Genomic DNA, 17,969 nt, shown 5'->3' on the forward strand with positions numbered 1-17,969 from the left:
CTGTCCGTGATTTTCCTGGCCGTTGTTTTTTTGCTCACGGGCCCCGCCAGTCCAGCTTGCAGATTTCGGCCGAGCGGCCGGCAAAATTCCAGTTGCGGCCGAAGGCCCGCATCTTGCTCTTGTCGGACCGGGCGACGATGATTTCCGGTGCGATCCAGTATTCCGAATTGCTGATCACCGTATCCTTGTCGCGGTCCTTGCCTGGGATCGGCGTCACCGCTCCATCGATGATCTTCGGAATCTGGAAAATCCGCGTCCTTTCGCGCGTCTCATAGGTGACCGGCGCTTGCTCGACGCCGAGGAACTTTCCGACCAGGATGGAGAGCAGCGAGGTGGTTCCGCCAGCCTTGCCGGTGAAAATCCTGGTCAACGCCTTTACCGCGTAGACTGAGGCGCGCTTGTCGATGAACAGTCCGGCGGTCCAGTTGCCGCGGCTCATATAGCCGGGGATTTCCATGATCAACCCAAGGTTGAGGCCGGACAGGTCGACCTCGCCGAAATGGCCGGCATCGATGCGGAACCCCGCCCAGGTCTGACAATAGCCCTCGGTCGGCGGATGACTGCCGAGGGACAGCACGCAAGGGCAAAAAACCGTGCAATTGCAGGAGAGCACCAGCTCTCCCTTCATTGCCCAGTCTTGATCTGCCATCGAATTCTCTCCCTATGCCGAGACTACTAGCAGGGCGGCTGCCCAGACAAGCAGTATCGCACCGGCGATCCGGGTTGGCAGCCTGCCCGCCGTCTGTTTTTCGATCAAGGTGAACAGGCCGATCAGCGCCATCCAGAACACGTTCATCACACCGACGGCGAACATCACCAGCATCAGCGCCCAGCAGCAGCCGAGGCACCACACGCCCTGCTCCACGCCGAGCCGGAAAATCCGGCCGGGCCTCGCGCTCCAGTTCGAAAACAGGATCGAGAACGGGTTTTTGCATTTCGTCAGGCAGGCTTCCTTCAGGCCGCTGAACTGGTAGAGGCCGGCAACCAAAAGCGCGACTGCTCCTGTCGCTCCGACCACCGGATTGAGCATCTGCACAGGTGAGGCGAAGGCGTTGACCATGAGCGTCAGCGCCGCAAACACTGCCGACGCGGCCAACCACACGCTGAGGTAACCGGCGACCAGGACCAGCGGATGGACGACCGGTTCGCCCTTGATCCGCGCCGTATCGGCAATTTCGCAATAGGTGCGGATCATCGGCGCCGCCGAGGGCAGCATGGTGGCGATCGCCATCAGGAACCACATGACGGTGAGCGCTCCGGCCTGCGCGCTGACGCCTCCGTCGAGCGGCGCGGGTGCAAGACAAAGGGTGAAGAAGCGCTCGAGAAAATCCGGCAGCGGCAGCTGCGGCAGATATCTGAGCATCATGTCGCCGGGTGCATCGATGCCCGGAACCCGGCTTTCGGCGCCGCGAATCGCCATCGCGCCGAGAAGCAGCCAGGCCAGGAGGACGCCTGCGCCCAAAGTGATGTTCACCGCCAGTCGGGGATTGCGCGAGACGCTCGCCATGGCGCGGCCGACACGATCGAGATGGCTGAAATCATGGTCTTGGCCGATCATGGCAATCGAATGGGCCGAATCGCCGCGTTGATCAAGCCGTATGATCTGACCTATATGCTTATCAGGTCGGACCGACCGCCTCGCATCACAATCCGGAAGCGAACTTGGACCATCAGCAAACAGCACGGATATTGGTTGCCGGCAGTGGCCCGGCAGGGCTGATCGCAGCGCTTGGCTTCGCGGATGCCGGCTTTCCGGTGACGCTCGTCGGACCTGAGGCAAATGGCCAAGACGGCCGAACGACGGCTTTGATGAACCCAGCCCTGAAGATCCTCGAGCGGTTGGGCGTCCTTGATGAGGTGAGGTCCAAGGCCGCACCGCTGAAGGTTATGCGCATCGTCGATGCAACCAACCGGCTGATCCGCAGCCCGGTGGTCATTTTTCGCGCCAGCGAAATCGGCGAGGAGCAGTTCGGGCTGAATTTACCCAACAGCGCGCTCAATCCCGCACTTGCCGGGGCCGTAGCCGCGCATTCCGGCATCGAATGGCGAAAATCGATGGTGGCGACCTGGCGCCTCGACGCCGATCATGCCCATGCGATCCTGTCTGACGGCAGCGAGGTTGCAGCATCGCTGGCGGTCGCTGCCGACGGGCGTCTGTCGCCGGCCCGCGAGGCTGCCGGCATCTCGACATCCGCCCGGTCCTATCCGCAGGCGGCACTGGTTCTCAATTTCGGCCACCGCAGCGACCACGCTTTCACCTCGACCGAATTCCACACCGAGACCGGCCCGTTCACCCAGGTTCCCCTGCCCGGCAACCGGTCCAGCCTTGTCTGGGTGGTAGAACCGGAAACGGCGAAGGAACTCGTCGCGCTGGACGATGCGACACTTTCGATGCGGGTCGAACAGCGGATGCAATCAATGCTGGGCCGGGTGTCTGTCGAGCCGGGCCGGCAGATCTACGCGCTTTCGGGCGTGACGCCCCGATGCTTCGCGCGTAACCGGGTGGCACTTGTCGGCGAAGCCGCCCATGTGTTCCCGCCGATCGGCGCGCAAGGTCTCAATCTTGGTATCAGGGATATCGACGATCTTGTTGGGATTGCTTGCGAAAACAGAACCGATCCAGGTGCCGTCAAGGCACTCGCGGCTTACGATTTCAGGCGGCGGCCCGACATTCTGGCACGCAGCGGCGCGGTCAACCTTCTCAACAAGTCGCTGCTCTCGGACATGCTGCCGGCACAGATGGCGCGCAGCGCCGGCCTCGGCTTGCTCGGCGGCTTCGCGCCGCTTCGCGCCTTTTTCATGCGCGAGGGGCTGCGGCCCGGCAGTGGTTTTGCGGCGCTCGCCGGTGGCTTAAGGAAACAGGTCCGGCGGTAGCACGCCCCCGGGCGGGCTGGCCCGTAGCTTGACGTGGCGTCAAGCGCTTCGGCATTGATCAAGCACTTCGGCATTGAATTGATGCGGCGTCTGCGTCAAGGATGGCTAGGCATCAGCCATAAGTCGGGCTCGATTTTTTGAAGCGTAATGCGTAAATTCAAAGTCTTAGAGAGTCTTTGCGCATTCCAAGGACGCGGCACTCCTAGGACTTAGTGGTGAGTACGATGATGAAAACAGCCAAATTCTCGATCGGACAGGTGGTTCGCCACCGGCTGTTTCCGTTCCGCGGCATCATTTTCGATGTCGACCCGCAATTCGCCAACACCGACGAATGGTACGAGGCGATCCCCGCGGATGTGCGGCCGCGCAAGGACCAGCCCTTCTACCACTTGCTCGCCGAGAATTCGGAAACGGAATACATCGCCTATGTGTCTGAGCAGAACCTGCTCGAGGATCAGTCTGGCGAACCGGTGCGGCATCCGGAGATCGGCGAGATGTTCGACAAGAGGCCGGACGGGGGCTACGAGCCGAGACGCCAGTCAAGACATTGACCTGACGGGATTGGGGGCCTGATTGGGATCAAGAAATGGCCGGCCGCAACAAAAAAGCGGGGCATGCCCCCGCTTTTCTCTTGGCTTGAGAAATTGCCCCCTGAAGGGCGATCAGTTGGCGCTCTTCGCCTTGTCCTGCTCTTCCTTGAGCTTCTTGGCGAAGTCCTGGTTGTTCTTGGCAACGAAATCCTGAAGCTTCTTCTGCCGATCCTCGATGTCCGACTGCTGCAGCGGCGGCCCGTCGAAGGCGCCGCTGAAGCCGGTCAGCGCGATCTTGATCGGGTTCGGCTGGTTCTGGAAATTGACCGAGGTCAGCGTCAGGTTCGAACCCTTCTTGAAGGAGGCGACGAGCTGGTCGGTCAGTGGCACTTCCGCCACGCAGCGGTCGGGGAAGCAGATCACATAATCGAGCTTCTGCGCCTTCCCGGTATCGATTTGAAGGCCAATGCCGGGAGGAACCAGGCGACCGGTCGGAACCGTCACCTGGAACACCTTGCGGTTTATCTTGCCCTTCAATTCGATCAGGCTGACGCCGGTGACGAGCTGGCCGTTACCGGCAGTGGTGATGTTCTGGACATTGCAGATGTCGACGTCTTCCTGCTTGGTGCAGGCTTTGAACCAACCCTGCGGAATCTGCTGTTGCTGCTGCGCAAGAGCTGCTGGAAGTTGTGCGCCCAGAAAGCCGACCACGCCGGCGGCCAGGACCGACAGGCGGTACGCGTTGCTGTTCAGGCTCGTCATATCGTGAACTTCCTCTCAAATGATCCCAAGACCGGCTTCTTCGCGCCGTGTGGTCCAGCTACCTGTTGCCGAAATGAGGCAACAGAATGACTCGGACGGCGTGTTACACCGCTAGCGGTGCCGAATCCAGCCCGATACTCGCAATTCTTGAACGCGCGATTGACCGGGAGGCGGCCGGCTCATGCTAGGGTGCGCTCCGAATCATCAAGCCGACCCAGTAAGGAGACGGTCATGGGCCGCGTTCTTGTTTGGCTGATCGCCGCGATCTCTTTTATCACACTTTCGCTTCAGCCAGCTGTATCGGAGCCGAAACACGCGATCGCCATGCAAGGCGAGCCGGCGCTGCCGGCCGACTATACGCACTTCAACTACGTCAATCCCGATGCGCCGAAGGGCGGCAGCATCACCTATTGCGTCGTCGGCAGCTTCGACAATCTCAACCCATTCATCCTGAAAAGCCTGCGCACGACGGCACGCGGCATGATCGATAGGATCTTCGGCAATCTCGTCTTCGAGCCGTTGATGCAGCGCAATGACGATGAAGCCTTCAGTCTTTATGGCCTGCTTGCCGACACTGCCGATATGGATCCAGAGCGCAAAAGCATCGAATTCCACCTCGATCCGAGGGCCAAGTGGTCTGATGGCCAACCGATGACTGCGGAAGACGTGCTGTTCACTTACGACGTCTTTACCGAGAAAGGCCGGCCACCCTACAGCGCCCGTATGAGCATGGTCGCCAGACTCGAAAAAATCGGCGACCACAGCGTGCGCTTTACATTCAATGACAAGGCCAACCGCGAGACTCCGTTGGTTATCGCGATGACGCCAATCGTACCGAAGCACGCTTTCGACAAGGAGACCTTCGACAGGACCACGCTGAAACCTGTGATCGGCAGCGGCCCGTACACCGTGGCGCACGTGGCGCCTGGCCAGCGCATCGTGTTCAAGCGCAACCCAAATTATTGGGGCAAGGACATCCCCGCCAAGCGCGGTTTCGACAATTACGACCAGATCACCATAGAATATTTCCTCAATGCCAACGCCAAGCTGGAAGCTTTCAAGAAAGGCATCTGCGCCATCGATGACGACAGCGATCCGGTCAAGCGCGAGCGCGATCTCGACTTCCCGGCCTTCCACAAGGGCGACGTGATCGCCGAAACGTTCGACACCGGCATCCCGCCAGTGGTGACGGGGTTCCTGTTCAACACACGGCTGCAGAAGTTTTCCAATCCGGTCGTTCGACGCGCGCTCGGCATGCTCTACGACTTCGAATGGGCCAACAAGAACTTGTTTGGCGGCAAGTACATGCGCACCATGAGCTATTGGCAGAATTCCGAGCTTTCCGCGCTCGGCCATCCGGCCGACGACAGGGAAAAGGCGCTTCTGGCACCCTACCCGGGTCGTGTGCCAGCCGATGTCATGGACGGCACCTGGCAGCCACCCGTCACCGACGGCTCGGGCCAGGACCGCAAGGTGCTGAAAGCTGCCTTCGACATATTGAAGGGCGCGGCCTATACCTTGCAGGATGGAGTGATGCTCGATCCCGAGGGGAAACCCTTCGGCTTCGAGATCCTGACCGCCTCTCAGAACGAGGAGCGCCTTGCCGCCATCTACCAGCGCACGCTGGCGAAGATCGGCATCGCTGTCACCATCCGCAGCCTTGACGGCGACCAAATCCAGTCGCGCAAGCAACGTTTCGATTTCGATGTGCTGATCGGCACCAGCGGCTTCGAGAACTCGCTGTCGCCGGGCATCGAGCAGCTCGGGCGCTGGGGATCAGCTGCCGCCAATGCCGAAGGGTCATTCAACCTTGCCGGCGTCGCCGATCCGGCGATAGATGCCGCACTAGAGGCGATGCTCGACGCCCGCAGCCGCGAAGATTATGTTGCCGCCGTCCGGGTCCTCGACAGGTTGTTGATCTCCGGCCACTACATGGTTCCGATGCAGCACAACACGCAGCAATGGCTCGCCTACTGGAGCTATCTGGAACATCCGCAAAAGACCCCCATATCCGGCTATCGACTGCCGACATGGTGGCGCAAGCCGAAGTGACCTCTTCGGAACAGGAGATCAAGATGAGCGACGAGAAGTCGATTACCGTCGATGTGGTCTCCGACGTCGTCTGTCCGTGGTGCTTCATCGGCCAGAAGCGACTCGACAAGGCGATCGCCGCGGCAAGCGATGTCGACGTGCACATACGCTGGCGGCCGTTCCAGCTCGACCCGACCATCCCGCCCGAAGGCAAGGATCGCCGCGAATACATGGTGGCCAAGTTCGGCAGCGACGAACGCGTCCGCGAGATCCACGCCCGCATCGAGCCACTGGGCGAAGCCGAGGGGATCAACTTCGCCTTCGCCGCCATCAAGGTCGCGCCCAACACGCTGGACGCTCACCGCGTCATCCGCTGGGCTGGCGCCGCCGGCGAGGTCATGCAGAACCGGCTCGTGCGGCGTCTGTTCCAGTTGAATTTCGAGGAAGGCGCCAATCTGGGCGACCATGTCGTACTGATCAACGCCGCCCGCGAGGCCGGTATGGATGCGTCCGTGGTCGAGACGCTTTTGCCGACGGACGCCGATGTCGAGGCGGTGCGCACCGAAATCGCCACTGCTTCGCGCATGGGTATCACGGGCGTGCCGTGCTTCCTGCTTGAGGGCAAGTATGCGGTGATGGGCGCGCAAGACGTTGACACGCTCACCGACGCCATTCGCCAGGTCGCGGCGGCAAAGGCGCGGGGCGAGTTGGAGAAAGCGAACTGATAGACGCCATTCCATAGGCGCGTTTGGCGACATTGCCACAGCAGCCAACGCCCTCCGGTCACTTTCCGGCTGCCGCCAGGTCGATATGGCAACAAGGATGACGGCGCGTCTTTGCGTCGATTCGTCTTCCGCAACATAAAAATCGGCCGATCGACCACGCTCTTCCCATAACAAAACTGTGCAAAAAGCTTTCCCTAGGGGAAGGTGCTGGCGCCCGCCCGCATGAACCACCAACTCATTGAAATTATAGAGATAATCTGCTTCGAGAACGACATCGCATGGCGTTGCCGCTGTTGCTTAATGGCAACGGCTAGGGGTTCAATCCTCCACAGACCGAGAAAAGATAATGGAAAATGATCAATTGGTGTTACTGTCTGTAACAAAACTAAAAGAGGTTTGGGCGGGATTGTGATTCGGGTCGGTAGACCAGAGCGACATTCAATATCGGAAAAATGGCTCCGCGGTGCCGCAAGGCCGCCGCTCCTGACACCGGTTTCCTCGATGCGCAGCTTCTGGGGGCTGATGCGGGCCTACTGGTTCTCGGACCGCTGGGTGGAGGCCTGGACGCTGACGCTGGTCATCGCGCTGTTTACCGCGCTCTCCAGCAAAGCCGGCGTCTGGTTCGCCGAAGCATCCGGGGAACTGGTCAACTCGATCGCCTTTTACCACGATGCCGCGAACACCACGCCGCTCGCATCGCTGCTCACCAATGCCGGCATGCTCATCCTTCTGGTCGTGCTCAAGGACGCGGGCTTTACCGGCATCCGCACCTTTGTTTCCGCAACGCTGCATCGCAAATGGCGCGGTTGGCTGGACAGCCGTTTCAACGAAGCGCTTCTCGACACCAATCACACGCACTTCCATGCCCAGCATGGTTCCTCCGGCACTGCTGCTCCCGACAACATCGACCAGCGCGTCCAGGAATCGATCAAGGACATGACCGGCGGAGCCATCGGCCTCGCCATGGGGGTCATGGCTGTCGCCACATCGCTTTATTTCGTCGGCCGGAAACTGCTTGAAACCTCGGCGGAGGTGAAAGGGCTGGAGTTCCTCGGCAGCTATGGCAGCGCGGTCCTGGCTTTCCTGGCGGTCGCCATATACGTGCCGCTGAACACCTGGATCGCGGTGAAGCTCGGCAGACTGCTGGAGCGGCTCAACATCCGGATGCAGCAGTCCGAAGGCAGTTATCGCGGCGAGTTGACGACGTTCCTGCGTCGCAGTTTCCACGTCGCCGCATCACAGGGCGAGAACGTGCAAAAGACGATGCACGACCGGCTTTATGTCGACATCGACCGCACTTGGGCGCGGCTGAACATCGTCAACACCAGCTACCGTTCGTTCGAGCTGGTCTACAATTTCATCGGCGCCCGCATTGTCGCCTACGGGCCGGGCCTCGTGCCCTACATCCACAACCGTTTCGATCTCAAGGGCTACATAACCGGCTCCGAGATGGTCAACTCGCTGATCAGTCAGTGTTCGTGGTTCATCCATGTCATGCCTTCCATTGCGGCTCTGCGGGCCAACAGCCAACGCGTGACCGAACTCGCCAACGCGATCGAAAACGTCCAGCACCCGCAGGAATTCTACAGTCTCACCGGCTGCTCCGATTTCCGCTATGATCGCCAGAACCCGGTTTTCGGCTTGACCATCCAGAAGCTCGAGCTGACCCATCAGGGCGAGGACGCCACGCCCTTCCTGAGCGCTGCGAATTTGCGTTTCCGACGCGGTGAGTGGACGTTCCTGAAGGGCGAATCGGGTTGCGGCAAGACATCGCTGATCAAGGCAATCAACGGCTTGTGGCCCTATGGCCGCGGTACCATAGTCTTCCCGGAAGGGGTCGAAAGTTTCTATGCCGCCCAGGAGGTCAAGCTGCAGCAGGTCTCGCTGAAGCAACTGGTCTGCCTGCCCGGCTCAGAGCGCGATTACACCGACACGCAGGTTGCATCGGCTTTGCACAGAGCGGGCCTTGGCGATTTCATCGAACACATGGCCGATGAAAGCCGCGAGGGCATGAACTGGGACCAGGTGCTTTCGGGCGGCCAGAAACAGAAGCTGGTTGTCGCTCGTATCGTGCTGCAGCAGCCTGGGCTGCTGTTTCTCGACGAAGCGACCGGCGCGCTCGACCCCGAAGGGAAGATCGCCTTCCATCAGGCAATCAAGGACAATTGTCCAGACGTCACGGTGATCTCGATCATGCACGAGGCCGTGCCGCCAAGGTCGCTTTCAGGCGCCGAATTCTACCACAGCATCGTTGCCATCGCGGATGGCGTCGCGACCAAAAAGCCGCTGGCGCCGAGCCTGCCGGTCGAGCTCACCACCATCCTCGAGCACCCAAGGCCGGTCGAGGAAAGATGGCTGCGCTTCCCTCGCCGCATCAGGCAGAAATAGCGGCGACACAACATCGCTGCCCAGTGTCGCTGGTGATCCTGCCCTGCCCGCTGCAGCCGGCAGTGTCGGGGCGGATCACCGGCTCGCCCCCAGGTTGGCAGTGTTTCGAGGAGCTTGAGGACATCGGCGGCTGTTCCGTCCGGGCGAAAGCAAAACGTCAGACGCGCTCGCCGTCCTTCACCCGGTAGGTCGGCTTGTACATGGTGACGAGTTCTTCCGCTGCGGTCGGATGCACGGCCATCGTGCGATCGAAATCATCCTTGGTCAGCCCCGCCTTCAGCGGAATGCCGAGAAGCTGCGCCATCTCGCCGGCATCCGGCCCAAGGATATGGGCGCCGAGCACTTTTTTCGAGGCGCCGTCGACCACCAGCTTCATCAGCATTTTTTCGTCGCGGCCCGACAGCGTGTGCCGCATCGGCCGGAAGGTGGCGCGGTAGATCTCAATATCGGAAAAAAGTTTTATCGCCTCGTCTTCCGACAGGCCGACCGTGCCGATCTCGGGCTGCGAAAAGACCGCGGTGGCGATTGTATCATGGTCGGGCGCGGTCGGGTTGCCCTTGAAGGCGGTCTCGACGAAACACATCGCCTCGTGGATCGCCACCGGCGTCAATTGCACGCGGTTGGTGACGTCGCCGATCGCCCAGATGTTGTCGATGTTGGTGCGCGAATATTGGTCGACATTGATAGCGCCGGTCTTGGTCATCTCGATGCCGACGCCCTCAAGACCCATGTTTTCGGTATTGGGAAGACGCCCGATGGCGAGCATGACCTGATCGACCGTCAGTATCTTGCCGCCGGTGACGACAGCATCGAGGCGACCGTCCGGGCGCTTCCTGATCCATTCGGATACGGCATGGCAGAGGATTTTTATCCCCTTCTTTTCCATCGTCTCGTGCAGCATGCGCCTGAGATCCATATCGAAGCGCGAGAGAATCTCCTTGCCGCGATAGACCAGCGTTGTGTCGACGCCGAGGCCGTGAAAGATGTTGGCGAATTCGACGGCAATATAGCCGCCGCCCTCGATCATGATCGCGTTCGGTAATTCCTTGAGGTCGAAGGCCTCGTTGGAAAAGATGCAGTGCTCGTGGCCGGGCAGAGCCGGGTGCGGCGCTGGGCGGCCGCCGGTGGCGATGAGAATCTGGTCGGCGGTGACGGTGCGGTCGTCGCCGAGAAGATGCACCACATGCGGATCGACCAGCATGGCGCGCGACTGAAACGTCTCGCCGCCGGCACCTTGGACATTCTTCCTGTAGATGGCTTCCAGCCGGCTGATCTCGCGATCCTTGTTGGCAACCAATGTCTGCCAGTCGAAGCTCGCCTGCGGCACGGTCCAGCCATAACCTGCGGCGTCGGCAAAATGTTCGGGAAATTGCGAGGCATAGACATAGAGCTTCTTCGGCACGCAGCCGCGAATGACGCAGGTGCCGCCAAAACGGTATTCCTCGGCAATGCCGACGCGCTTGCCGAGTGCCGCCGCCATGCGCGCCGCCCTCACCCCGCCGGAGCCGCCGCCGATGACGAAAAGATCGTAGTCGTAACCGGCCATGGTGCGGCTCCTTGCCCTTCAAAATGTTTGAGACAGGTAGGCTGCAAACCACCGAAAGAAAAGCCCGGACCACCACGCTGCGCATGCTGTCGGACGCGCAACGGACGCCGGGCTTTCCGGTCCAGCAGCGATAACGCCGCCGGGAAATATGCTCAGTTCTTCGGTGCTTCCGGCTCCGTACCAGCCGCAGGAGCCGCGGCGTTCGCCGGTGCGGCCGGCGCGGCGGCCTTCGCTGCCGCGGCCAGCGTTTCGCCGACCTGCTGGGCGAGATCGCGAGCGACGCCGTTCTGCCAGATGTCGGCCGCCTTGAGCAGGTCACGTGTCACGGCCGGGCCGCTGTCGAGCAGCTTCTTGCCGGAATCGGAATTGTAGAAAGCGGCGATTTCGGTAAGCTCTTTTTCGGAAAATACCTTGGCGTAGGCCATGGCTGCTTCCTTCTCCAGATCGGCGCGACGCGAGGCCAGCGCCAGCGCCTTTTCGCTGATGGTCCTGCCGATCAGTTCCTGCATATCCGGGTTCTTTTGGATAAGCTGCTGCTGAAGCGCGGCGGCGGCTTGCGGCAGGATGTTGTCGAACGGGTCCGTCGCGTGGATCGCCGCGACGGCGGCGCGGGCCGCCTTCAGATGCCCGTCGGTGACGTCCTGCGAGAACGCCGGCGATGAAAACGCAAAGACGGCTGAAGCTGCCAGAATGGCAGAAAAACGGCGAACCCGGTTATGCAACGTCATGATCGATAGAACTCCCTGGTTTTCGGGCGGCATGGACGGTTTGGATGCCGTCGCCGGCTATGATGGCCGCTGATGCCAGCCCGATGAAAAGACCATGCTCGACCACGCCCGGAATGGCATGGAGAGCATTCGAAAGCGCTCTTGTATCCGGAATGCGGCCAAAAGATGCATCGAGGATAAAGTGGCCGCCGTCTGTAACAAAAGGCTGCCCCCCCGTCATCCTCAATGTGACGGGACCGGAAAGGCCGAGCCTTTCGGCCGCCGCGGCGACCGCGATTTCCGTGGCACGCAGGCCGAACGGGTTGACCTCGATGGGCAGTGGAAAACGGCCGAGCGTCTCGACCATCTTCGAACGGTCGGCAATGACGATCATCCGAGCGGAAGCCGCCGCTACGATCTTTTCGCGTAGCAGCGCACCGCCGCCGCCCTTGATCAATGTCAGCGCCGGATCGATCTCGTCGGCGCCATCGATGGTAAGGTCGAGTTCGGGCGTTTTTTCCAGCGTCGACAGCGGCACGCCAAGCTCGCCGCAAAGGATGGCGGTGCGCTCCGAGGTCGGCACGCCGATAATGGTGAGGCCGGTGGCGACCTTTTCGGCGAGCAGCCGAACGAACTCTTCGGCCGTCGAGCCGGTGCCGATGCCGAGCCGCATGCCGTCGCTCACATGGGCGAGCGCTGCCCGTGCGGCTTCGACCTTCAATTGTCTCGCATCCATGTCGCGCCCCAAAATTTGTATCGGCGCTCCTAGCATCTTTGCCCGTCCGGTCAAAGACTTTGCCCTGTGGATTGACCAAGCACTGCTTGCCTGGATGGGCTGAAGCGGCTATCGCCTGCCGGCAGCGCAATCGTCACAGGACAGGCCATGACCCGACCGATCATCGTGTTCGACCTCGACGGGACGCTGATCGATACAGCGCCAGACCTGCTCGACAGCCTCAACCACAGCCTTGCCGCCAGCGAACTGGTAGCCGTCGACGAGGCCGGCTTCAAGCGTTTCGTCGGCCATGGCGGGCGGGTGATGATCGAGCGCGCGCATGCCGCGCAGCAAAGATCGCTGGCAGTGGAGGAACACGACCGATTGCTAAAGCTGTTCCTTGATCACTACACCGACAACATCCCGGGCAAATCGCGCCCCTACCCCGGCGTCGTCGAGACGATCGCCCGATTCGAAGCAGCCGGCTATCTCCTGGCCGTCTGCACGAACAAGTACGAAGCCAACTCGGTGGCGCTGATCGAGGCGCTCGGCCTGGCGAAGCATTTCGCGGCGATTTGCGGTCAGGACACGTTTTCGTTCCGCAAGCCCGACCCGCGCCATCTGACCGAAACCATCGTGCTGGCCGGCGGCGATCCGCACCGCGCGCTGATGGTGGGTGATTCGCAGACCGACATCGATACGGCGAAAGCCGCGGGCATTCCCGTGGTGGCGGTCGATTTCGGCTACACCGACCGCCATGTGCGCGAATTCGAACCGTCGGCGGTGATCTCGCATTTCGATGCGCTGACGCTTGGTCTGGCCGAACGCCTGATTGCCGCTGCGGGGCACTGAACGACGGCGACCGGGTCGCTCCCGGCGGAGTTGCATTCGGTCTTCGTCGGAACGCCCGGACATCGCCTTGACTTCCCCGGCCGGCCTCCCTTATATCGCGGCGCGCTTGGCCTTCGGGCAACGAGCGGGCGATTAGCTCAGCGGGAGAGCACACCCTTCACACGGGTGGGGTCGCAGGTTCAATCCCTGCATCGCCCACCAAAATCTCTCAAGAAAATCAAATAGATAGGGCGAGAGCAGCAAGACCAGCCCAGAGCCGAATTTTTTCGTTACTACACCGAAGCTACACGGCCAAAAACGGCAGGCCAAAATGACGCAGCGGAAAGCCGCCCTCGCCCTCGCTGCCTCGATGGCGCTTGCCAGCCCAGCGCTGGCCGCCGAGCCGATTGCGGCGCGGGGTGCGGTGATCATCATCGACGGCGACACCGTGCGCATCGATGGCGTCACCATTCACCTGCTCGACATCGACACGCCCGAGACGGACCGGCCGCGCTGCGAAAACGAACTGACCCTCGGCCTTGAAGCGAAGCAGCGGCTCCGGCAACTGCTCGACGCCGGCCAGGTCGCCTACGTGGTCGACGGTCGCTATCGCACCGACCGCTTTCACCGCACGCTGGCCCATGTCACGGTTGCCGGGCGTGATGTCGGCGCGGTCCTGCTCGCCGAGCGCCTTGCGCTGGTCTGGAGCCCCGGCCCAAAGGCGAAAGCCGCTCGGCTGGCGATCTGGTGCCGGCAATGACGAAAGGAACCTGATGTTCAAGAAGCGATTTTCCAGCCAGCGGCGGCGCATCCACGCCTTCGCCCGCCAGTGGGCGATGGCCAAGATGGGGCCGGGCTATCATGCTCATGGCGGCCAGCGCCGCGCGGTCCTGATGCACGTCGTCACCGACTACGCCTTGAACTGGCTTGCCCAGCACGGCGAGATGCCGACTGGCGTCCACACCTGCAGGGCGACGCGTCCGCTGTCCTATTGCTCGTCGGGTCTGCCGACGCTGACGGTCGACTTCAGTCCCTTGCATCGTCGGGCCTCCTCCGCATCATGAGACGCTTGAAAAGTCTTAAAGAGATCAGTCCAAAAAGTTTAGAGACTGATGGCAGCGGAAAGCGCCGTTCAGGAACGATGCTTGGCGGCTTCGCGCGGGTACATAATGCCTGGCTGATTGAAGGAGAATTGAAGATGATTTTTGCGGACATGCAGGATAGCCACGACAAACGGGCCGAAGAGCTTATTTCAAGATTTGATGACCCGGATTATTTCAGCAGAATGCTCGCAGAAAATGAGCACCTACAAGCGCCCTTGATTACGAACTTTAATTTGGTTGGAATTCGGAGACGCCTAAACAATATTGAAGCAGGCGTCTGGGCCATTTTCGTATTGCTGCTACTGAATACCGTCCGCCACTGGTAATGAGCCGCTCGGTCCCGCGAGCGTTGTCGAGATCGCGTTTGTTGGGACGCTTGGGCGCTCGACGCGTTCTGACACCGCGAATATGACATGAGAGAGCGTCAGCTAATCGCGGCGGGCCAAAGTAGTAGCCCGCAGGCGGCCACGCCTTTCAGACAGCCGGCAGGGTTCATCGCCACCAGCGCGGGGCGCGGGCTTCTGGCCGGCTGCACCGGGGTTGCGGACGAGAAAGACCTCGGCACGCCCGAATGCCAGGACGCAGCGGCTTGTCGACCAACTTTCAGGTGGTCGCCCTCCCGAATGTTTTGGCGCCGGCTCGGCCAGCGGAGGGTTAGGCATGTCCGATTACCCATTTCTCGGCCTTGATCAGATCCAGCAAGCCGAACGTTGCAAGACCGAGAGCTGAGCACACGTCCGGAATGTTCGGACGCGCGGCTGAGCCAGTCGGCTTTTCGTCCGTCACGATCTGCAGCTTCTCAACATGAGCAAGGGCGATCACGAACGGGTCGGCCGAGGTGCGGAGTTTCCGTTCGCCGACGAGGCGCGGAAACTTCCTAAGCACTTCGGCAGCGGCGATTTGGACATCCTCTTCCAACTCGCGGAACGCCTTGCCCCGTGCCTTTAGCCAGCCATGCAACTCGTCAGAGCGCTTCGAGATTTCGTGTAGGACATCGACGGGAGCCACGAGGCGGCCAGCTTCAATCAGCGCCTCGACCTTGGTCCAGAACGGTGGGAAGTTTTCGATTGGATAGCGCTCTTGCCAGGCAGCGATAAGCGAGCTTGTGTCGACGCAGTAGATTGTCGCCATCTGCCCTTACTCGGCCGACTGGAAGGCTGCGCGTTCAAGCGCCGGGATGTGCTTCACCTTCGCGCCGAGATAGCTCGACACATCGTTCAGGGTGATCCGCTGATCGTAGTAGCTGCGCAGGACCAGCCGCGTGAACGCACGCCCGTTCCAACTCATCAACATGATCGGGCGCTTGATGGGCGTCGACTTCTTGTCCTTCGCCTTCTCTTCGGCGGCTTGCCGGTATTCTTCGAGGAAGCGTTCCCGCTGCGCCTTATAGAAATCCCAGGTTGCCCGATTGAGGCTGACGAACCGGATCAGCAGGGCCTCGCGGCTGACACCCAAGGCGCTGGCGATGCGGCGCAACTCCGCATCGCTCCAATCGCGAACGCCGGCGGGAAAGGCCTCTATCATCGAGGTGACGAGACCCTTCGGCATCAGCGCGGCCGCCGCTACGGCGTCGCAGAAGCGTTCAATCCGTCGCTCTTCACTCGTAGCTGCAAGCTCCTCGCCGGTATCGTTCGAGATCGCGCTCTCGCCGAGCGCTATGTGGGTCATCTCGTGGAGCAGGGTGAAGGCCTTGCCGCCCTGGCTGTAGTCGCGCCCATTCACAACGACGACCGGAAGCTCGGGGCGGGCTATGGCGAAGCCACGCATTTGCGACAGCTCGACCGCGCGATGCGGACCGCTGATCACGAACACAAGGACGTCGCGTTCCTCCATCCGCCGTCGCCAGAAGTCGAAGGCGCGGCCAGCGGCGCGCTTTTGGCTTGTGTCGTCCACGGCCAGAAAGTCACGGATCGCCTCACCTACCTTCTCCGGATTATCAGTAAGCGAGACCTTGAGCGAGAAGGGTTTCGGGCGGCTCCGAAGGTCTTCGAACAGTTCAAGCGCAAGCTCACGGCGCTCGTAAGCGGCCCGGATGTGAAAGGCGAGGTTTGGCCCGATAGGCTGGTCTTCGGCGTCAGGGAGCCGCCGGAAGTCGCGCAAAGGCGCAAAATCCGTGGGAGGTTCCGGAAGGTAGAAGACGGCGAGAGGGAACTGATACCTAGCTGCGAGCGCGCGCAGCTGCGCCACGCTCGGGCGCTCGTTTTCGCTATTCGCCTCCCAAGCCTCCAGGCGTTCAACCGAGACATTGGCCGCTTTGGCGGCATCCTCGACCTTCACCTTGGCGCGTTTGCGGGTCCACACCAGCAAGTCGGGCTTGACCAGGGCCGGGACGCTACGCACGGCGCACCTCAGTGAAGACGCACGCCGGCCGCCGCGCCCGTTGGAGCACGGGAGGAGTGGTCGGAACCTTGACTGCCTTTGCCATCATCAATTCATTTTGAGCGCATGTTGGTTAAGGACATTGCCAACATTTCTGCAAGGTACCTGCCCGACGGCCAATGACTAACACCAGCGGCCTCCCTCTCGCCGATAGTCACGGAGCCTTGCCGAGGTGATCCTTGCACTTCCCCAGCATCTGCGAGGCCATGTAGCCGCCCGCTTCCATCTCTGCGATATGGCGCGACGTGACCGCCCGAATAACGCCGTCCTTCCCTGGCGCAAACACCGTCGTCGCGTTCACGTTGCCCACCGGCGTCCACTCCAGGAACACAACGCTCTCAAAGCCACCTCGCTGGGCAGTGACCTGCGCCGATCCCTGATTTCCGATCAGCTGCGCACGCTGCGCCGAAAGGTCGATAGCAGCGAACGCCAATTCAAATTTTGTTGGGCCAACTTTGAGTTGCTCTTCATTGCGATGGTCCGGGTAAATGTCGTCCGTAGCGGAAAACGCTGACACCGTGAATACGCAACCCAAATAGGTTGGGTTCCACTCTGCCGCCTCGGCAGACATCGCCGAGCTACCCATCGCCGTTGCGGCAAACGCTGCGATCAGATGCTTCTCCACAGCGCTCCCCCGGCTCCGCTCACGGCGTTAAGGTCTTATAGGAGGATCGTGCGTCGGTCGATACCTGACCCAGCTGGATCAGCGCTGTCGCCGCCAGTCGCGGAGGCCTGCCGCCTACGCTAGTGGTCGAAATCTGACGCTTGGTTCCGGGGCCGTAATCCCGCTCAGGGCGGCAAGCGGTCCGCCGATTGCAGTCAATGCGGTTCAGCCGACGCTCCTTATCGGCTGAACTTGGCAGCCAAGGCCACCAGAAAAACGAGTGTCAAGACGGCGAGTGCCGCTCCCCCGCTTACGCTGATACCGAACATATGCCGCATAAGTCCGGCAGTGACAGCAAAAAGACTAAGTGTACACAAAGCAACTGCAAATGCGGTCACGCCAACTAGGCGTCGGAAAGTCACAACATCTGAGCTTCGGAGAACGAGTCCAGTTTTTGACTGAATAGAGCCCGCTCTCCACGCAGACAAGAGTTCGCGCATGCAGTAGAAAGTGGCCGAGGCGAGAAAAACAAAAGCGATACTGCTAGCCACCGTGGCGCTTAGGATTGGGGTGTCTGATATCACTGGCATGATGCGAACTGCTTGGCGCTAGAATTTCGTGGAATATAACTGCTGTCTGCTGGGATGTCTGCAAGGGGTCGGCTCTTGCCGTCCACCGGTACCAAGTGTCAGACTTTCACCACTAGCAGCGCCTCAATGTGGGCCCCCCCCACCCCCCCCCCCCCGGGCGCGGATACACAAGGGACCCTGCCGA

The 17,969-nt window shown here is 61.1% G+C and carries 18 protein-coding genes and 1 tRNA gene; 10 read left to right on the top strand and 9 right to left on the bottom strand.

What is annotated here, in order from left to right; translation table 11 throughout:
* Positions 1-34: 34 nt before the first annotated feature.
* The gene (locus AC0L3I_RS19985; RefSeq protein WP_473527979.1) at positions 35-649 is read right to left on the bottom strand and encodes a DUF1326 domain-containing protein; all 615 of its coding nucleotides are present in this window, start codon (positions 647-649) and stop codon (positions 35-37) included.
* Between the two features lie 12 nt (positions 650-661).
* Entirely contained in the window at positions 662-1,558 is an 897-nt protein-coding gene (locus AC0L3I_RS19990; RefSeq protein ID WP_473527980.1) for a DUF2182 domain-containing protein, read from the bottom strand.
* A gap of 104 nt (positions 1,559-1,662) precedes the next feature.
* Here AC0L3I_RS19990 and AC0L3I_RS19995 point away from each other — a divergent pair, with 104 nt between their 5' ends.
* Both AC0L3I_RS19995 and hspQ read left to right on the top strand, forming a co-directional pair.
* On the top strand, positions 1,663-2,874 hold the full coding sequence (locus AC0L3I_RS19995) for a UbiH/UbiF family hydroxylase (RefSeq protein WP_473527981.1): 1,212 nt from the start codon (positions 1,663-1,665) through the stop codon (positions 2,872-2,874).
* A 227-nt stretch (positions 2,875-3,101) separates the two neighbouring features.
* Positions 3,102-3,425 carry a heat shock protein HspQ gene (gene hspQ / locus AC0L3I_RS20000; RefSeq protein ID WP_473487406.1) on the top strand — a complete coding sequence of 108 codons (324 nt, stop codon included), beginning with the start codon at positions 3,102-3,104 and terminating at the stop codon, positions 3,423-3,425.
* Positions 3,426-3,536: 111 nt separating this feature from the next.
* Here the strand turns inward: hspQ and AC0L3I_RS20005 are convergent, their stop codons facing one another.
* Positions 3,537-4,166 (bottom strand): invasion associated locus B family protein, encoded by a 630-nt coding sequence (locus AC0L3I_RS20005; protein ID WP_473487352.1) that lies wholly within the window; start codon positions 4,164-4,166, stop codon positions 3,537-3,539.
* A 231-nt stretch (positions 4,167-4,397) separates the two neighbouring features.
* On the opposite strand from AC0L3I_RS20005, the gene AC0L3I_RS20010 reads away from it, so the two are divergent.
* The 3 genes from AC0L3I_RS20010 to AC0L3I_RS20020 all read left to right on the top strand — a co-directional run bounded on the left by AC0L3I_RS20010 (position 4,398) and on the right by AC0L3I_RS20020 (position 9,310).
* Entirely contained in the window at positions 4,398-6,218 is a 1,821-nt protein-coding gene (locus AC0L3I_RS20010) for an extracellular solute-binding protein (protein WP_473487353.1), read from the top strand.
* Positions 6,219-6,241: 23 nt separating this feature from the next.
* Positions 6,242-6,922: a DsbA family oxidoreductase gene (locus AC0L3I_RS20015; protein ID WP_473527982.1), complete on the top strand. Its 681-nt coding sequence runs from the start codon at positions 6,242-6,244 to the stop codon at positions 6,920-6,922.
* Positions 6,923-7,423: 501 nt separating this feature from the next.
* Positions 7,424-9,310 carry an ABC transporter ATP-binding protein/permease gene (locus tag AC0L3I_RS20020; RefSeq protein WP_165848813.1) on the top strand — a complete coding sequence of 629 codons (1,887 nt, stop codon included), beginning with the start codon at positions 7,424-7,426 and terminating at the stop codon, positions 9,308-9,310.
* 157 nt (positions 9,311-9,467) lie between these two features.
* On the opposite strand, the gene gor is transcribed toward AC0L3I_RS20020, so the two are convergent.
* The 3 genes from gor to rpiA form a co-directional block, all read right to left on the bottom strand.
* The gene (gene gor, locus AC0L3I_RS20025; protein ID WP_473527983.1) at positions 9,468-10,856 is read right to left on the bottom strand and encodes a glutathione-disulfide reductase; all 1,389 of its coding nucleotides are present in this window, start codon (positions 10,854-10,856) and stop codon (positions 9,468-9,470) included.
* A gap of 152 nt (positions 10,857-11,008) precedes the next feature.
* On the bottom strand, positions 11,009-11,584 hold the full coding sequence (locus tag AC0L3I_RS20030) for a DUF2059 domain-containing protein (protein WP_123151356.1): 576 nt from the start codon (positions 11,582-11,584) through the stop codon (positions 11,009-11,011).
* Positions 11,571-12,299 (bottom strand): ribose-5-phosphate isomerase RpiA, encoded by a 729-nt coding sequence (rpiA, locus tag AC0L3I_RS20035; protein ID WP_123151354.1) that lies wholly within the window; start codon positions 12,297-12,299, stop codon positions 11,571-11,573. The genes AC0L3I_RS20030 and rpiA overlap by 14 nt, the downstream gene beginning before the upstream one ends.
* A gap of 147 nt (positions 12,300-12,446) precedes the next feature.
* Here rpiA and AC0L3I_RS20040 point away from each other — a divergent pair, with 147 nt between their 5' ends.
* From AC0L3I_RS20040 to AC0L3I_RS20060, 5 genes are all read left to right on the top strand, one after another.
* Entirely contained in the window at positions 12,447-13,130 is a 684-nt protein-coding gene (locus AC0L3I_RS20040; protein WP_123151353.1) for a phosphoglycolate phosphatase, read from the top strand.
* Positions 13,131-13,256: 126 nt separating this feature from the next.
* Positions 13,257-13,331: transfer RNA gene (locus tag AC0L3I_RS20045), tRNA-Val, on the top strand.
* Positions 13,332-13,440: 109 nt separating this feature from the next.
* The gene (locus AC0L3I_RS20050; protein WP_473527984.1) at positions 13,441-13,869 is read left to right on the top strand and encodes a thermonuclease family protein; all 429 of its coding nucleotides are present in this window, start codon (positions 13,441-13,443) and stop codon (positions 13,867-13,869) included.
* 13 nt (positions 13,870-13,882) lie between these two features.
* The gene (locus AC0L3I_RS20055; RefSeq protein ID WP_473527985.1) at positions 13,883-14,173 is read left to right on the top strand and encodes a hypothetical protein; all 291 of its coding nucleotides are present in this window, start codon (positions 13,883-13,885) and stop codon (positions 14,171-14,173) included.
* Positions 14,174-14,178: 5 nt separating this feature from the next.
* Positions 14,179-14,538: a hypothetical protein gene (locus AC0L3I_RS20060; RefSeq protein ID WP_473527986.1), complete on the top strand. Its 360-nt coding sequence runs from the start codon at positions 14,179-14,181 to the stop codon at positions 14,536-14,538.
* A gap of 328 nt (positions 14,539-14,866) precedes the next feature.
* On the opposite strand, the gene AC0L3I_RS20065 is transcribed toward AC0L3I_RS20060, so the two are convergent.
* The 3 genes from AC0L3I_RS20065 to AC0L3I_RS20075 all read right to left on the bottom strand — a co-directional run bounded on the left by AC0L3I_RS20065 (position 14,867) and on the right by AC0L3I_RS20075 (position 17,216).
* Positions 14,867-15,343, bottom strand: a complete 477-nt coding sequence (locus AC0L3I_RS20065) for a DUF4411 family protein (protein WP_473527987.1) — start codon at positions 15,341-15,343, stop codon at positions 14,867-14,869.
* Between the two features lie 6 nt (positions 15,344-15,349).
* The gene (locus tag AC0L3I_RS20070) at positions 15,350-16,552 is read right to left on the bottom strand and encodes an ImmA/IrrE family metallo-endopeptidase (RefSeq protein WP_473527988.1); all 1,203 of its coding nucleotides are present in this window, start codon (positions 16,550-16,552) and stop codon (positions 15,350-15,352) included.
* A gap of 193 nt (positions 16,553-16,745) precedes the next feature.
* Entirely contained in the window at positions 16,746-17,216 is a 471-nt protein-coding gene (locus AC0L3I_RS20075; RefSeq protein ID WP_473527989.1) for a hypothetical protein, read from the bottom strand.
* Positions 17,217-17,969 lie beyond the last annotated feature (753 nt).

It is taken from the genome of Mesorhizobium sp. WSM4840, from assembly GCF_055811755.1.

Bases quoted from the DNA above. Each gene is read 5' to 3' on its own strand.
- hspQ (WP_473487406.1), top strand. From the start codon at position 3,102: ATGAAAACAGCCAAATTCTCGATCGGACAGGTGGTTCGCCACCGGCTG.
- AC0L3I_RS20015 (WP_473527982.1), top strand. From the start codon at position 6,242: ATGAGCGACGAGAAGTCGATTACCGTCGATGTGGTCTCCGACGTCGTC.
- AC0L3I_RS20020 (WP_165848813.1), top strand. From the start codon at position 7,424: ATGCGCAGCTTCTGGGGGCTGATGCGGGCCTACTGGTTCTCGGACCGC.
- AC0L3I_RS20010 (WP_473487353.1), top strand. From the start codon at position 4,398: ATGGGCCGCGTTCTTGTTTGGCTGATCGCCGCGATCTCTTTTATCACA.
- AC0L3I_RS20030 (WP_123151356.1), bottom strand. From the start codon at position 11,584: ATGACGTTGCATAACCGGGTTCGCCGTTTTTCTGCCATTCTGGCAGCT.
- AC0L3I_RS20055 (WP_473527985.1), top strand. From the start codon at position 13,883: ATGTTCAAGAAGCGATTTTCCAGCCAGCGGCGGCGCATCCACGCCTTC.
- rpiA (WP_123151354.1), bottom strand. From the start codon at position 12,299: ATGGATGCGAGACAATTGAAGGTCGAAGCCGCACGGGCAGCGCTCGCC.
- AC0L3I_RS19985 (WP_473527979.1), bottom strand. From the start codon at position 649: ATGGCAGATCAAGACTGGGCAATGAAGGGAGAGCTGGTGCTCTCCTGC.
- AC0L3I_RS19990 (WP_473527980.1), bottom strand. From the start codon at position 1,558: ATGATCGGCCAAGACCATGATTTCAGCCATCTCGATCGTGTCGGCCGC.
- gor (WP_473527983.1), bottom strand. From the start codon at position 10,856: ATGGCCGGTTACGACTACGATCTTTTCGTCATCGGCGGCGGCTCCGGC.
- AC0L3I_RS20005 (WP_473487352.1), bottom strand. From the start codon at position 4,166: ATGACGAGCCTGAACAGCAACGCGTACCGCCTGTCGGTCCTGGCCGCC.
- AC0L3I_RS20050 (WP_473527984.1), top strand. From the start codon at position 13,441: ATGACGCAGCGGAAAGCCGCCCTCGCCCTCGCTGCCTCGATGGCGCTT.
- AC0L3I_RS20040 (WP_123151353.1), top strand. From the start codon at position 12,447: ATGACCCGACCGATCATCGTGTTCGACCTCGACGGGACGCTGATCGAT.
- AC0L3I_RS20065 (WP_473527987.1), bottom strand. From the start codon at position 15,343: ATGGCGACAATCTACTGCGTCGACACAAGCTCGCTTATCGCTGCCTGG.